The sequence below is a fragment of the Flavobacterium aquicola genome (assembly GCF_003385115.1).
Taxonomy (GTDB): domain Bacteria; phylum Bacteroidota; class Bacteroidia; order Flavobacteriales; family Flavobacteriaceae; genus Flavobacterium; species Flavobacterium aquicola.
The window spans coordinates 465,974-481,936 of the sequence record NZ_QUNI01000004.1; the positions used below are offsets into that span (position 1 = coordinate 465,974).

14 protein-coding genes are annotated in these 15,963 nt (G+C 33.2%); 1 reads left to right on the forward strand and 13 read right to left on the reverse strand.

Annotation, left to right across the window (positions count from 1 at the left end):
• Positions 1-40 precede the first annotated feature (40 nt).
• The 9 genes from C8P67_RS09600 to C8P67_RS09640 all read right to left on the reverse strand — a co-directional run bounded on the left by C8P67_RS09600 (position 41) and on the right by C8P67_RS09640 (position 11,451).
• The gene (locus C8P67_RS09600) at positions 41-1,822 is read right to left on the reverse strand and encodes a HesA/MoeB/ThiF family protein (protein ID WP_115812718.1); all 1,782 of its coding nucleotides are present in this window, start codon (positions 1,820-1,822) and stop codon (positions 41-43) included.
• Entirely contained in the window at positions 1,823-2,977 is a 1,155-nt protein-coding gene (locus C8P67_RS09605; RefSeq protein ID WP_115812720.1) for an SMODS domain-containing nucleotidyltransferase, read from the reverse strand. It abuts the gene before it with no gap.
• Positions 2,978-2,984: 7 nt separating this feature from the next.
• Positions 2,985-4,511, reverse strand: coding sequence for an SAVED domain-containing protein (locus C8P67_RS09610; protein WP_115812722.1), 1,527 nt, complete (start codon positions 4,509-4,511; stop codon positions 2,985-2,987).
• A 377-nt stretch (positions 4,512-4,888) separates the two neighbouring features.
• A complete protein-coding gene (locus C8P67_RS09615) occupies positions 4,889-5,107 on the reverse strand; it encodes a DUF6140 family protein (RefSeq protein WP_115812724.1) in 219 nt (72 codons plus the stop codon).
• Between the two features lie 153 nt (positions 5,108-5,260).
• Positions 5,261-6,016, reverse strand: coding sequence for a hypothetical protein (locus C8P67_RS09620; RefSeq protein WP_115812726.1), 756 nt, complete (start codon positions 6,014-6,016; stop codon positions 5,261-5,263).
• A gap of 129 nt (positions 6,017-6,145) precedes the next feature.
• Positions 6,146-8,389 (reverse strand): DUF262 domain-containing protein, encoded by a 2,244-nt coding sequence (locus C8P67_RS09625; RefSeq protein ID WP_115812728.1) that lies wholly within the window; start codon positions 8,387-8,389, stop codon positions 6,146-6,148.
• Positions 8,376-10,073, reverse strand: a complete 1,698-nt coding sequence (locus tag C8P67_RS09630; RefSeq protein ID WP_115812730.1) for a DUF262 domain-containing protein — start codon at positions 10,071-10,073, stop codon at positions 8,376-8,378. Before C8P67_RS09630 ends, C8P67_RS09625 begins: the two co-directional genes overlap by 14 nt.
• Positions 10,073-10,552, reverse strand: a complete 480-nt coding sequence (locus C8P67_RS09635) for a 3'-5' exonuclease (RefSeq protein WP_115812732.1) — start codon at positions 10,550-10,552, stop codon at positions 10,073-10,075. The genes C8P67_RS09630 and C8P67_RS09635 overlap by 1 nt, the downstream gene beginning before the upstream one ends.
• Positions 10,552-11,451, reverse strand: coding sequence for a helix-turn-helix transcriptional regulator (locus tag C8P67_RS09640; RefSeq protein WP_077370424.1), 900 nt, complete (start codon positions 11,449-11,451; stop codon positions 10,552-10,554). The genes C8P67_RS09635 and C8P67_RS09640 overlap by 1 nt, the downstream gene beginning before the upstream one ends.
• A gap of 311 nt (positions 11,452-11,762) precedes the next feature.
• Between C8P67_RS09640 and C8P67_RS09645 the strand changes: the two genes are divergently transcribed.
• Positions 11,763-12,035 (forward strand): DNA-binding protein, encoded by a 273-nt coding sequence (locus C8P67_RS09645; protein WP_115812734.1) that lies wholly within the window; start codon positions 11,763-11,765, stop codon positions 12,033-12,035.
• A 504-nt stretch (positions 12,036-12,539) separates the two neighbouring features.
• Here the strand turns inward: C8P67_RS09645 and C8P67_RS21955 are convergent.
• From C8P67_RS21955 to C8P67_RS09670, 4 genes are all read right to left on the reverse strand, one after another.
• Positions 12,540-12,908: a hypothetical protein gene (locus tag C8P67_RS21955; RefSeq protein ID WP_147298217.1), complete on the reverse strand. Its 369-nt coding sequence runs from the start codon at positions 12,906-12,908 to the stop codon at positions 12,540-12,542.
• Positions 12,909-13,299: 391 nt separating this feature from the next.
• On the reverse strand, positions 13,300-14,292 hold the full coding sequence (locus C8P67_RS09660) for a M20/M25/M40 family metallo-hydrolase (RefSeq protein ID WP_245980413.1): 993 nt from the start codon (positions 14,290-14,292) through the stop codon (positions 13,300-13,302).
• A 22-nt stretch (positions 14,293-14,314) separates the two neighbouring features.
• On the reverse strand, positions 14,315-14,647 hold the full coding sequence (locus C8P67_RS09665; RefSeq protein ID WP_115812738.1) for an L-rhamnose mutarotase: 333 nt from the start codon (positions 14,645-14,647) through the stop codon (positions 14,315-14,317).
• A gap of 265 nt (positions 14,648-14,912) precedes the next feature.
• A complete protein-coding gene (locus C8P67_RS09670) occupies positions 14,913-15,938 on the reverse strand; it encodes a sialidase family protein (protein WP_245980414.1) in 1,026 nt (341 codons plus the stop codon).
• Positions 15,939-15,963 lie beyond the last annotated feature (25 nt).

Genomic DNA, 15,963 nt, shown 5'->3' on the forward strand with positions numbered 1-15,963 from the left:
TCTATTACAACTTTTATCCCAGTGCTTTTTAATATAAAAATCATATTACACTTTCAATTGATATGTTATAATTATCATCACGCTCCATTATGACTAATTTTGACTGGTCATTTGATTTTAAAAACATTTCCAGCTGGCGAATAGTGCAGGCAGCAAGGCTTTGAATGTCATCAATTCTTGCTGGAAAAACTGGATGCCAGCAGCCTATGCCCTCCAGGGGAAACTGCGGATTTGGAAATTTCTGTTTTTGGTCTAATGACCAGTTTTTGGTTTTATCCTTAAACTCTGAAAACAGATTCTGTAGCGGACTGCGCTTCATAAATGCCAGCAGACTCTGCGCTTCAATTCCAAGTGAAACAGAAAATACAATTTGCTTCTCCCCTGTGCAGTGTTCCGATAAGAGTCTTAACACACCATCTTCCGCTGTACAGTCCAAGACGAGATCAAACTGGTTCAGAAATTCAGGTTCTTTGTCAAGAACTTTTTCAATTGTATATATACTTGACTGCGCTTTTATAAATGGAAAAATCTGGTTTGCTTTCATGGCAACTTCATCTGATTTATACCTTGCCACGGACTTCATATCAAGGGTATGTCTTGAAAAATTACCCGCCGAAGCACCGTCATCATCCACTATTATCAACCTGCTGCAGCCCATTCTTACCAACAATTCAGTCAGATACGAGCCGACTGCACCTGCACCTATAACACATATTTTAAAATCCGCTAACTGTTCATCAGCCGATCCGCGAGCAGTTATCTGATCCTTTATCCAGTTTTCTGAATTCAGCCATTTAATAGACTGATGGCCTGCATAAATTCTTGAAAACTGTGCTTTTCTCCACTCTCCGGTATTTACTCTGTACCCAGTGAGCGATTTTTGTGAACCAGGAAGCCGCAATGCATACCAATGCATCCTTTCAGGCTGCTGTCCGAAAAATGGTGCTACTGGAAATCCGATAGAAAGATATTTTGTTTTGTCAAGAAGTTTGCCGCTAACCAACTTATCTACCAGAAATGATCTTAATGGCCAGCCCTTCCTTTCAAATAATGTAAAAAGCTCACCCCACGTCAATGGAATCTGCCAGGGTTCAATAACCGGTATTTCAGGAACCCTGAACCAAAATGCGGGCTCTCTGTTATCTTTTGCATTAGCAAGCAGGCTTCCCCATTCATATCTAAGATTAGATCCATTATCATCACTATAATTCAAAACTACTGCTAAATTAGTATTAATCGCAGGTTTATAAAATTCAAGAATCCCCGTATGTCCCGAAGTCTGCCAATTTTGAAACATCTCAGGACTTTCAGCAAAAATCCAGCGTGTAATAATTTTACTCTCCAGTGGGATATGCGGAAATTCAAAAGGATCACCCTCAGCCTGGAGGGTGCCTTCAGCTGCTGCCTTGATCCACAATAAGCTCCTTTTGATGCACCATTGCAGACGGTACGCATCAAAAGGCTCCTTGTTAAAATACGAACTCTTCCATGCTCCGTATTGTGTTTTAATACAGATATCTCCTGACCGCCATGATTTCCCCGTATCTCGATTAAGATTCATGTGAGGAAAAGTGGATTCTATGCCTCCTTTAGCTGCGGGATAAATATTCAATGATCCGTAAGGATAGTTTTTTGATATCAGCGCATACCAAACTGTTTCAGCCGGCACTTTATCGGTCGGTGGAAAATTTCCGGAAAGCGCGAACTTAAGCACCCATTTTTTTTCAGAGGCTGACCATGTCAGGTCCTCAAGTAAAGTGTAAGAATCAATGCTGTCACAAAATCGCCTGCCCTGCACAATAATTTCAGATGGTTCTTCCATTTAAGCAAATCTTGATGATTCCGGTTCCGTTATTCCAGATCTCGGGGTAAAGCTGGTTGGACCTGAATTTTTAGTACCCCCATCATCATCGTCATCGGGTGCTAATGGAAATTTTGGACCAAATATTTCCTGCCATTTCTCTGTGGCTTTCCTCAAGGACTTTTCATCGTATGCCTCCCTCGCTTTCTCCGCATAATTTTTCATATGGTCGTAAAACGTTTTGAAATCGTCAGAAGTGATTCTATGCCAGACGTTATGCGAAGGAACGCCTCTGTCAGGAAACTCCGGTACAATTCCCAATGACCTGTTTGTAGAGAACGTATCAACAAAATTTTCAAACGTAAGCATAACTCCCTCTGCCATACTTGTGACACCGTCAGGACAGCAGTCACCCAGCATATGCTCAATTGGATAGCCTTTAGGATATTTCAAATCCGTAATCCTTAGTGTTCTCCACCACTTAAATGCCTTAACTATGTTAACGTAATAACCGTTTGTTGATTTGTTTTTATCACGTGTCCATCTGATCTGCTCCAGTGGATGTGTTTCCTCCCAAATATCAGCATCACGATCCGGTATCCAAAGTGGCTGCAGTTTCCATTCGGCTTCCGCACGTACAGACTCAGACAAGTAATTGACCGCCTTCATCATGTCAGGCTCATTCCATCCCTTCGAAAGTCTCCAGTCATAAGAAGTTGTCATTAAATCTTCTAAGGTTAAATCTGTAGTCACGCTCTTTGAGCGAAGACCGCTCTTGTCAACCTCAGAGGGTGCAGAAGTAACCACAATATCTAAGTCGACATATGACAGCGAAATCCCTATAGACCTGCCCTGCTTAACCCATTTTCCTTTGTAATGCTTCTCTGCAAACGGTTCGAATTTCTCTAATGCTTCTTCTGGTGATGTATTACTCTGGTCAAGGGTAGTAACAACAATCACATCAACATCTGCTCTCTTTTCTCCGTTTGGACGTACAGCTGTTGATCTTCTGTAGCTTCCCTGAAGAAATGTTGTAACGATGATATCTTTTAAATCATCGTCTGCCAGCAGCCTGTTTCGCAAAGTGGTATGTCCTCGTTTGGCATCATCTTTCTGAGTCTGCGTTAACCTGATACCGCTCAAAAAATCTGTAAAGTAACTGTTTATATTTCCCATGTATTATTTAAGGTAAATTAAGAGATTGCACATAAGTTCCAGTACGAATACCTTCAAAATCATATTCATAAAGAGAAATCCTGCCATAACCCGAACCATGCTGGCCAAGAAAGAAATTAAATGAATTAGGCGCTGAGATAAAGATGTGGATTTTTTTCTGGGTTCCATTGGCAATCCTCCATGCACGAATTTTTCTATTTAAATATACGATATACTGCAGTATATGATCAGCATCCTTAATGGCACTAAAACCGCAGCCAGAAATTGCTTTGGCATGCAATACGGAAACAACAGTAGTTAATTGCGAACGGATAAACAGATCCACTTCAACCGATATGTCATTGGTAATGCTGATCGAGAGGGCTAAATCATCTCCGTCAGAATTAACAGAAATCTCTGAAAAGTCCCACTGCTCTGTCTCTTCTCCCGAAGCTGTTAGTTTAGGTTTCCACAAAGCACGTCCTTTCGGAGATTTTTGCACAATTGTTATCTCAGTGCCTGACTTGTTTCCTATGTAATAACCAATTGCAAATGCGGTTGATATATGAGTATCCAAATGCAAAATAATCGGTTTTTCTAAATTAATTAGTTCCTGCGAAAATGCCTGCACAGCAGGCAGCACTTCTCCCTGCCACAATGACTCATCCAGAATATATCGTGATTCAAAATGTTTCAATAAACATAAAAATTTATCTGTTTCCAAACCCAGATTTTCCGCACCTTTTCTAAAAGTTCGTATTCCTGCAGATGCTTCGGCCTTTTTATTGGTAGTAGTGGTAACCCACAAATCTTCCTGTTCCAATATCGCATATAAATTGTCTTTATGGAGCCTGTTTGATTTTTCTTCATGCAACCGGACAATTAATGACGAATACGGATTAGTACGCTTATCATCATAAAGAGGTTTAAGATTTACCGCTGACAGTCCATAACTTAAAGTTTCATCAAAAAATTCTCCAGAAGGTGAATTGGCGCAAATTCTCAGCTGCCTGAGCACCTTCTTTAATTCATCATCTGACAGGCCAAGATGTTCCTTCCATTTTTTTCTGATTTTACCCATTTTTGATCGGTCTGTGGTACCGTCAAACAGCCTTTTAAAGATTATCGCTCCTTCATTGTTTAGCAGGTAATTTAAATCATCATTTCGATCCACTCCCCACGTATTTATGATATAATAATTAGTTGTAGCATAATCTTCCTCAGAAGCCTGAAAGTTTTTATACAGTTTCTGAAGCAGTGATTCAGAAACAGCTCCAATAAAGGTGGGATCAGTAAGAGCATCTACGTCGAATGCCCTAGAATGGTCTACATGAAACTTTACCTGGTAACATTCTCTGCTGACGCTGTAGCCATACGTGCTTAATCGCGGTGGATCAAATGAAATGGTTACATCATCAAATCCGGGAACGCTCTCAGCTTCATAAGTTATTTCTACAGCTGTTGAACCTGGACGATATAAAGAACAGGCCTTATACCAAAAGAACTTTGCCTGAAATTCGAATCCTTTCTGGATAGCTAAAACTGAATCTGCCATTTGTATATTTTTTTAAGCTGGTTTTGCAATTTACCTCTTTTTTTAACACAAATTCTTCTAAGTTTTCAACATAAATATTAGGATTATTATAAAACTTCCCAGAATGTTTCTCTCCCGTAAAAAATGATTTTTATTTGTATTAACAGCTGTTAATTTTCATTTTCTTATTCGAAATTTTTAGGCTTCTCAGACAAAAGATTACATCAAATAACCTAATTAAAGCCTAAACTTCATTACGGAAATCCGTAAAGCCTGACCTGAATCGAATAAATCCTAGCTGGGTCTAATTCTGGAAGATTGGAATTTACATTATTTATAACACAATGCCTCTTCTTCCATATGCAAAAAAGCTGTCTATTTAGACAGCCCATAATTTCCTAACTTATTTTTTTCAAATCCAGATAAGAGGATGATAAGCCACAATTTTTTTTGATGTCGATTCCATATTTTCGCATAAAAGCATCAACAACTTCGTGACCTCCATTGATCGTTATCGGATTGGAATATTTGGATGCAACCTCAACAGTCATTCCTTTTTCCAGACGGATTCCGTTTGTATAATGATTTTGTTTTACCGTGATTAAAAATAATGCCATAAGTTTGATTTATATTGTGCTTACTCTATTTTGGTTTTCGGCTTCCCCTTTGTTTGACAAAGAAAAGTGTTGGCTCTGCCAAAACAGGACAGTGCTAAAATCCAATTTTAGTGGTAATGGTATTAGTTTGTAATCTAAAACGAAACACTACAGTCATATGTCCTTGGAGGATTTATAACTTATATTTTTATTTAAATAATAATCGATGTTTTTTGAGTTCTCTAATTTGATTTCCAGTAGCTCTTTTTTTATTTTCTTTATTTCAGTCTTACTATTTTTAACTAGCTTATAATTAAACAATGCCCAAATGCCGTTTGATTTTTTTTCAAGCAGTTTAAGGCGATTTTCTAATTCAATTTGTCTTTTATCCAAAGCTATTTTCTTTTCAGCAAAACCCCAGCCATAATAGCATAGCAATGTGCTGAATTGAAGTTTCATTTCTTTGTCGATGTACTCTGGAAATGTATTCATACTTTCAAAAAACTCTTTTAGTAAATTTTGCGATTGAATTTCGATCATTTGCAATTCATCTTCACATATTTTGACCTCTTGATTTTGGTTTATTTTTGAGAAAAAACTTTTATCCTTTTCTATAATAGAATGTCTTTCTTTCAGAACATTCAAACAAAACAAATTTGCGCTCATAATTCTTGGCTGTATTTGAAACTTTTTTTCTAAAACAGCCAACCGATTGGCATATAATCGGGTTTCCAAATGATTGTTTTTTGTTTTTTCTTTAAACTCTTGAATGTAATGTTCAATTTGTTTTTTAAGAACTTTTTTCCTTTGTTCTAATCTCTCCCTCTCATCATAACTTTGATAAAAACAGGCAAGATTGATTTCATATTGCCTGATTTTTATTTCAAAATTGTTAATCACGATAATTAATTCTTCAATAGTATGGATCATAATATTAGTTTATGCCCAAAAATAAAACGACACACTGCCGGAGTGTGTCGTTTTAGGATTTAATTTAAATCTCCTTAATTTTAAAAGTAGTAATATTTCTATTTTTTTAATAATTCAACAATATCGGATTTAACGCAAATTAAGTGAACCAATATCGTTATAAACTTTTTTTTCAGTGTCATTTTTTGATAATTCATGCCGATTATATATAATTTCAATTAGCTCAGAAATTTTTTCATTGTTTTTTTTAATCTGCTCTTTTGTTCTGTTTTTTTTATCAAAAGCAATTTCCGAAAACGGAGTATCAATTATTTTTGGATTAAGCCAAAAGTCATTATTGGTATAATGAACATAATTTCCAGAGCCAAAGCCACTTCTTACTCCAAATCCGCAAATTGAATTGCCCCATGAAAAATCCTCAGTTGTAATCAAACGATTTGAATTTTTATCTACGTAAGCAGAGACCCCCGTTTCATTACCATCATAAAAAGCAAGGCAAACATTTTCATTTTCTGCATTAACAACTTTTAGGATTAACCAACCTTTAATAAATTTTTCAGTAGAGAATTCGTCTAATTTAAAAATTTCATCATTTTCAGCTTTACCAAAAATTTTATTCTTACAAAAATCAATTAATATTCTCTCATTATTATCTAAAGAACATAATTCTTTAAAATCCTCTGTATTTAAATGGTTTCTGTTATTGATTAGTGAAAATAAAACCCCTTCAAATTCCCATGAAGCCCTCCGAATATGCCCGACTTCATTACAATTATTCATTATTAAAAGTAATCTGAGGTAATTTGTTAAAATTGGTTTTTCTTCAATATACTTTTTTCTAATTCGATCGATTGTGTCTTTATAATTATCGAAGTACTTTCTTATATCGGCACAACTGATTTCTGTTTCTATTTTATGAACTTTAAACAAGAAAAAACTCAAATCTCCCATAAAATCTTGGTGATCTTCTATTTTTTCAATCAATTCTTCATTTAGAATCTTCAGATTCGCTTTTAATTGCTCTTCTATGTTAAACCAATTTTTTATATTGTTAGGAACATTCGGAATATCTTTAAAGTTAAAAACGTCCTTAAAGCTCAATAAATCTTCAATGTTTTTTGATTTATCTATTAGTTGTATTATGTATCTCCAGTCAGTATAATTTTGTTTTCTTTCTTCCCATTTTTTATCAAAATAATTTTTGCGAAGCCTACGCAAAAACTGGTAAACATCAGTTTTTTCATCGCTAATTTCTGTTATAAATAAAAGCAAGGGCAAGATAATTTCATTTATTCTATCCTTAGTCAACAAACGAATATTATACACAGCTCCTCCATTAATAAAATTCAATTGCTTTTGAATTTTTGAAGATTCAATTAATCCTAAAAGTTTTTTATATGCTTCAAATAAATCATTAATTTTAAACAATATCTTTTCATTTTCATTGTCTTTCAAAATCCTTTTAGTTATTTTGACTAAATCTATTTCTTCTTGTATTTCGATAATCTGAAAACACCAAGTCATAAAATCGTTCACGCCATTATCCGCAGTAGATTCTTTCTCTTTTATTCTGTTTTTCCAAAAAAAGGTTTCACGCTCTTCCCATTGTTCTGCAAAACAAACATTTTCAACCGTTCCTAAAAAAATTGGTTTAATATTTTCCGTTGTAGTCAATCCTTTACCGGTTGTATTGATAATTACAAATCTTTCTTCTCCGTGTTTTCTGTCACTTACATCGTGATATTGAATCTTTATGTCTTCCAATATAAATTTGGAAAAAATATCAATCTCATTTTCTTTCCTGTTTTTTAATTTATCTTCAATTGTATTTAATGCTTCTTTGAAACTTTGAATAGTTGGATCTAAAGAATATTCATCAAAATGCCACGGTTGTTTTTCAATATCTTTTACTTGCAAATCTGTATTTCCAATAAAGAACTCATTTACCAAATCTCTCAAGAAAAAAACACTGCTTTCCCTTATCGAATATTGTAAATAAGGCTCTTTATCATCTTTTTCTTCAAATTCAGAAAGTAAACATTTTTTCAATTCTATTTTTTGTTCTGCACTGGCTTTTCTGTATAACATTCCAATTAATAGATAAATTGTCGTAAGCCGTTGTTGACCATCCGTAAGATAAATATGGTTTTTTGGATTCTCGTAAACGTCAATTTTTCCTAATATTGTTTTTCCTTTATTTTTTTCTTCCAATAAAGTGTCTATAAAACCCGCAACTATGTTAATGTCTTTTTTCTCCCCATAATGTTTATTTCCCCAACAATAATCTCTTTGAAAATCAGGAATTATAATTTTTCTATAATCTGTACAAAACAATTCCTTTATAGAATACTCGCCATTTTTAATAGAACCCATTGTAAATATTTTCAAGATTTTTAATAATTTTTATTTTATTTCCTGCAATTCTTTCTGCATTCCATTCGCTTGATGCAAATATTGAAAAAGTATGTAATAAACCTCTACTTTCAAATTTCAAATCGCTACTTGTTTCAAAGTAAGTTTGTTTTTTTTCCTCAAATGTTTTAGCTCCAAAAGAAGAGTTGTTTTTTCCGTAAAGAAGAACCAAATTACCTATGCAGTGTTCAGAACCATTTTCATTGATTTCGTCACGATTTAGCCACTCTTTACCATTAGGTTTAGACGAACCTAAATCGTTATTATTTCCATCTTTGAAATTCCCTCCATCTTTATAATATGCTTTAGATTTAGGATGAATATGTTCTAATGATCGTTCATTCCATATATTAAAATTAAATTTTCTATTTAATTTATTATCTTCAATAACATTTAGTAGTAATAAAAACCTAAAAGCAAATTCATTTCCGGCACTATTATATACAAACTTCTCATTAACTAAATTAATAGCTCCTTTAGCCTTTAGAATCCTTATTTCGACATCTTGGTCTTTTTCTTTTGTCTTATTAATACTTTCAAGATGTGTTGAATTAACCAAAACAAATAAGGTATACTCTTCTCGCTTTTTTTCATCTTTTTCATTTAAAAAATAAGCAATTGTCTTTTCTTTTTCAGTTGTTGTTTTTAAAGCAATCCCTAAGTAATTAAAAGAGATTGGATTGTTGTATGTATCTTCAAAAGACTTCTGTAGTTTTCGCAATTTTTCGAAAGTGTTTTTTGCGCTAACGTTATCCTTTATAAATTTTGATTTAAAATTATCAAAATCAAATTTCTTATTTTCATCTGAATTTTCACTATTCCAATATGTAACCAATAAAAAATACAATGGATGTCTATTTTCTGTGCCAAAATATTTTTTCACATCTTCCCGATTCCACCAATATAACCATTTATCCCAGTTATGTGCCAATCTACTTCTGTCTTCATTGATTTTCCATTCAAAACCAATTAATTCTTCTTTAGAGTTACTCTCTGGTTTATTATAGCGGGAGGATTTAATTAACAAGTCTGATTTGATTAATTCTTCATCCTTCATTACAGCTTTTAATCCGTTTAAAGAAATAAAAGTTGTAATCGCCTTTGTTTCTTCAATCACATTGTATAACAACCAAACTTTATCATTTAAGAATTTTACAAAATCTCCAATCTTTCTTTCTTCCTCTAATTTTTTGAATTTTTCTCTAATTTTTTTTAAAGCTGTCGTAAAATAGTGAATATCCTGAGTATTTTCATCTTCAATGATAGTTTTTTCAGAATCTCCCAAAAGCAGGTTATTCAAGAAATTATCTGAATCTTTTCGCACATCATAAACTAATTTAAATTGGATTGATTTCAAATATTCAATTTGTTCTAATGCAATGAAAATTAAAAACAGAGTAGTTGTTCTTTGTTGCCCATCAACTAAAATAATTCTATTGTCATCTTCAACAGCTGTGATTGCTTCAATAAAATACTCTTCATCATTCCTTTTAAACGCTTTTATTAAACTGTCACAAAAAAAGCCTACTGAACACTCCTTTAAATGATCATTGTTTGGTTCTCCCCATTTAAACCCTCTTTGATAATTAGGAATCACGAATTTACCTTTTTTCAAATATTTTTTAATTGTTAATTTATTATCCATTATCTCTCCTTTTTTAATTTCATTAAATACAACTCCCCACAAGCCCTAGCATCGCTCAACGCATCGTGATGATTTAGTTCTATTGCGTATTTTTCGCACAAGTTAGCCAAATTGGACTTATAAATTTTATACGTGCAAAATTTATTGTATTCCGGTACTTCAATCCCATAATATTTCAAAGTTTTGTTTAAAACCGGAAAATCAAAACCAAAGCCGTTGTGTGCCACTACGCTCTGATTTTCGATGTAAGGTGCAATTTGATGCCAAATTTTGTCGAATGTAGGTATGTCTATCGTGTCTTTGGCGGAAATGCCGTGAATGTCTGTAAAACGGCTCCAATAATAATTATCGGGAGGTTTAACCAATAAATTAATTTCTTTAGTAATGATTCCATTCTCTACCCGAACCAAACCAACCTGACAGATACTCCAGCGATAACCTTGTGCGGTTTCAAAATCTATTGCAGTAAAGGACTCCATTATTGATATAATTTTGCCATTCCTAAAATCCTGCTCTTCATCTCGTTTTGAAGCGAAATTGGAGAAACTACTTTTACATTGGATCCGTGCTTCAAGAGTTCCATAATAATGTCGTTGGTAGGATGAATGTAGATCTCAATCAAAACCCTGTCCGCATTATCTTCTAAAATACGTTGGGATTCGTGCAATGGAAAACTTTTTATATAATTGCCTTGTTGCCACGAAAATTCCAAAACAATTTTCACTTCAGCTTCGTAGGTTTCCACTCCGAAAGCGTGTTGGAAGGCTTTTTCTACATTGTATGGAATAGGTTTGAATTTTGTATCGGTTATGATCAAACTGGATATTCTGTCTAATCCAAATGTTTTGATTTTTTCGTCTTTTTTGTCCAAGGCAATCAAGTACCATCTTTGCTGTGATTCCTTGATGGCTATGGGTTTTACCTCTCGTTGGGTAATGGAGTCTTCCCAATGTTTTTTGTGGGTAAATTTTAGGATATAAGCATTCTGAATGGCGTGAATAATTCCGTGTATGTGTTCTGTTCCCAATGATTTCCGTTTCTCCAAAAAAACGCTTGGCGATAATTTATTTCCCTCCTGCAGTGCGTGATGGATAGAAAAAGCATCTATCATTCGGGTTACCGACTGGTCTTCAATTTCTTCCTCGTCAATGTTATAAGTTTTGTCTTTTCGGTTGTATTCTATGGAAATTCCAAAAAGGGTCAAAATATCTTTTTTGTCACGCTCAAAAGTACGAATGGCATATTCAAAATTGGTGTCGATATCCTCATTTTCAAGTTTACGAATTACATATTCCTGCAATTCTGTAAAATTGCTAGGACGGCTTCTTAGACGGTCTATGATGTATAAATACCTCTTAAAATAGATTAGCTTTGACATAATGACTTCAATTTTTTTTGTCAAAGATAATTTATTTGTCTGCCATTTTGTGACGCAGTAATGTATTGTTCTTTTTTCAGAATAAATTAATTTCTAAATTTTAAGGTGACAAAAAAGAGTGAGGAAACAGAGTGAGGGCGATTCAAAAAACTTAATTTATAAAGCAAAGACAGATTCTTTTTAAGCATTTTAATATTCTCCACAAGCCTTTGAATGCCTACCAGTACCTCAAAGTACCACTTCAAAGCAACGAAAAAGATTGCATTATATCTTAGATCATTACTTAATATTAAAAGATAGTAGGCACAAAAATGAACGACAATATAACTAAAGATGATTTAAAACAATTTGGTCTATTGCTAGTGGAGCAGTTCAAACAAATTATAGAGACCAACCAAAATAAAGAAAACAACAACTTAAATCCAGAATGGCTTAAAAGTCACGTTGTCAGAAAATTGATGGATATGTCTGCTGCATCGTTACAGAATCTCAGGATAACGAAAAAAGTGCGCTTCAAAAAAGTTTTAGGATCATATTATTATAACAAATCAGATTTAATGAATCTGTTCAACGATATAAAATAATATGAAACTGAAAAAGCTTTATAATTACCTCTCAATTTTGGAAGAGGATCAAAGCCTTAATGTTTGGCACTTTGCACTTTTGAGTGCAATTCTTTGTCTCGGATATAGACAGGGTCACACAAAGACAATCAAAGTAAGTCGCAGTAAAATAATGTCGCTTTCACATATCCGTACCCTACCAACCTACCATAAATACTTTAAAGAGTTACAGAAAATGGGGTACATAAATTACATCCCATCCTACCATCCTGGATATCGAAGTGAAGTAGAAATAACAATAAAGCCTTATAAAGAGTAATAAGGTTTTTATCGCATAAACCTGCAATCAAAATTATATAGCACAAGTTATATCTATATGTCGGAGAACCTATTCTAGGATTTATTCTGAAGTAGGCACAACACATTGAATACTACAAATCTCAAATTTGATTTTAATACACAAACCACTTATCGGTAAGTTTATAATTCCAAAATAATGTTTACTTTTGTAGCAATCATTATGAATTATGCCGTTCTTATAAAGTCATCTGTTAGTGCAGGAAAATATAAAATTATAAAGATTCCGAGACCCTTAGAATTTCTGGCAAAATCGTGGCACACCAGATCTTTTTCAAAGTAAAACACCAGTAATAAAGCGGGTTTTGAGCTTATGTTCGATTCCCGGCGATTCCACTGGGACGGTTTAAAGCCAACTTTACAAAGTTGACAAAACATACAAAATGTCTCGAAATCCTTTAAAAGCCTGCAAATTTTTGAATTTGCAGGCTTTTTTATTTTTCCTGCAACTATCAAAATTTTCAAAAGTACTCCAAATTTATATGGCAGTTTCGTGGCATTTTGCAACTGGAGTAAAAAGTGCCCCAATTTTGCCATATAAAAGCAATTAAACAACTGATTTACAACATGTAAAACAGGTTAACGACTTGACTAAAGAGCGACATAATTCTATATTTATTAACTTAAAAAATTGAATTATGTTAGAAATATATTCCACGCATTTTCAGTATTTCCACAACATCCCTATAACTCAATGTAAACCTTAATTTGAAATAGACCGCCTGAAGAATAGCTTTCGGATAACAATGACCTTTGGTATTCATTTAATATTTTTTGAATCTAAGATAATAACTTGCACAGATGCGACAAAGCCACAAAAAAATTCTGTCGCATATATGATGAAGAAAAAATTAAGATAAATTCTTTTTATTTCTATTTCACAAAATCAATATATATATATATATATATATTGATAGTGAATATTAACTTAATTTATTTTATCCTGATTAATAAAATATAGTTGCTGCGGATCATTTGCAATTGTCACTAAAGCATTGTAAATATATTGAGATACCAAAGCACCTCCCTTTATATTTATTAAATCAATATCATCTTCAGGTGTATGATATTGCGGATGGCCTCCTGTATGAAATCCCACTGCAGCTATCGAAGATTTATAAAATGAAACATGATCAGATCCTCCAACATCACCAGCGTGTATAACTGGATTAAGAGTACTGCCTTCGCCTAATTTCATCATCAATTCTACTCCATTTGGAAAAGTTCCAGCTCCTCCCATATAAATTTGCTTCTCCTCATTTAGTCTTCCAACCATATCCATGTTGAGCATTACTTTTACAACGTCCTTTTTAACCGGCAAATGCGAAACAAAATATTTAGAACCAAGCAATCCTTCCTCTTCACCACTAAAAGAAATAAAAATGATACTCCTTTTGGGTTTCACAGTAGCTCTTGATAATTCCTGCAGTATACACAGCAATGCCGAAACTCCGGAAGCATTATCATCTGCTCCGTTATGAATAGCGAAAGCTTCTTTCTTTTTACTGCCTGAGTTTTGCCCTCCCCATCCCCAGTGATCATAATGAGCTCCTATTACTATAAATTCATTTTTAAGTTTCTCATCTGATCCTTCGATATATCCGACAACATTTTGAGTTGTAACACTATCTGAGTTCACTTTATTAATTCCTTCTTTTACAAATAGGTTAAAAGGTTGATAGTAATTTTGGTTAAATTTTTTTAACCCAAACTTTTTAAAATATTTTTTAATGTAAGAAGCTGCATCATTATTCCCTTTTGTACCTGGAAAACGACCTTCCATTTTATCAGAAGAAAGATATTTATCGTGTTTGTAAAAAATTTCGGCATTAATTCCCTCCTGCGCACTGCTAGTAATATTAAAAAATAGTACTCCAATGAAAAAGACTTTAAATTTTAAGTTTCTTAAAAATAACATCATTTCTTTTTTATAAATTTCAAAATTAATTAAGTTCAAAAATTTTAGCCATCAATATCCATTTTTCTCCTGGTTTTGAATCTGGTAAGGCTTTTTGAAATTTCCACATCAACGTTTCCCATTCCTGAACTTTTAAATTTGCAGTGTCCAATTTTGATTTTTTTTCAAAAGAAAAATCGGAATCTGTTTCTATAATCATAAATAAGCGATTTCCAACATTATAGATTTCAAGATTAATAATTCCAGCATCTTTAATGCTTTGAGTAATTTCCGGCCAAATTTCCTGATGCAGTGCTATATATTGGTTAATTAAATTGGGATCATCTTTTAAATCTACAGTAAGACAGTATTTTTGCATAATTTTATTTTCTGTTTATTTTTCAATTTTTACTTTGATAAGTTGTACAAGCTTAGAATTATTTTATTGAGTTATATTGTTAGCCTCCATTTCGGAAGTGCTGATTTTATTGATTTAGTTATCAAAATTATTTAAATATTACTGAAACTGTCATCTTATTCAACCTTGTTCTTATGTATCAAAAAATTAAAAATCTTGTTTTTAGACACTTGAATTTTAAATTCATGTTGCTTAACTATATGACTCAATTATTTTAATAGCAAACTTATTTTTCCAGCTCAAATGTTACATGCTTAATATATCTTCTGTTAAAAGTATACAAAATATGAATTTTACCCTCACTGGTTTGAATAATGGCCGGATAACTGAATTCTCCTTCAGTCTGGTTTTCTAGATCAAATAACTTTTGCCATTTTACCCCATCTTTTGAATATTCTACATCCAATACATTTCGCCCATTGAACCAATCTTTCCCTTGTGGCAATGGATTATTTACTAATAAAAATGATTTTTTAGCTAAAGTAACAGCATCAATTCCTGAATTAGAATTTACAACATGTATACTATCTGTTCTTTCCCAGGTATTTCCATTATCCTCAGACCAGCTTGAAATTATTTTATTGTGTCTGCTTCGGGACAGCATCTGAATCTCATTTGGAGAATGAACAAGAAATGTTGGCTGAATAATTTCAAATTCCTTATTGTTTTCAATGGCTATTTTCTCCCAAGACTTAGCTGCTTCGGTGTACTTTTCTACGTGGACTCTCCATTTATTGTCTCCAATACTTTCTATACTGCTTCCGCATAAAATAACTCCCGGAGTTTTTTCTATTGGCTTGTTTTTGATGGGACCAAGAATACTATCGGGAAGATATTCGGGAGCGCTCCAGGTGTTTCCGTTATCATTTGAAATGATCATGGCGCCAAACCATTCTCGTGGATTTCTTCCGACTTTATAGAATAAATATAAATTTCCACTTTTACTCTTAAAAAGTACCGGATTCCAGCAAGGCAAAGTATCTCCTCTTATTATTACAGGTTTGATTAGATTTTGCGGTGCTGACCATTTTTTTTCTTTATAAATTGAAAAATAAATCCCTACATCTTTGGCTCCTTCATGTTTTCCTCCAAACCAAGCAGCCATCAGTTGATTTGGGTTAAGTTCTACTAATGTTGCAGCATGGCTGTTATTGGTTATTGGCTGATTTGTTATAAAGCCATTAGTTATGCTGCTTACTTTTAATTTCTTTGTTGAAGTGCAGGAAACACTAGCTAAAACTAATAACAGCATTAAAGAATTAAATTTTAAAATCATT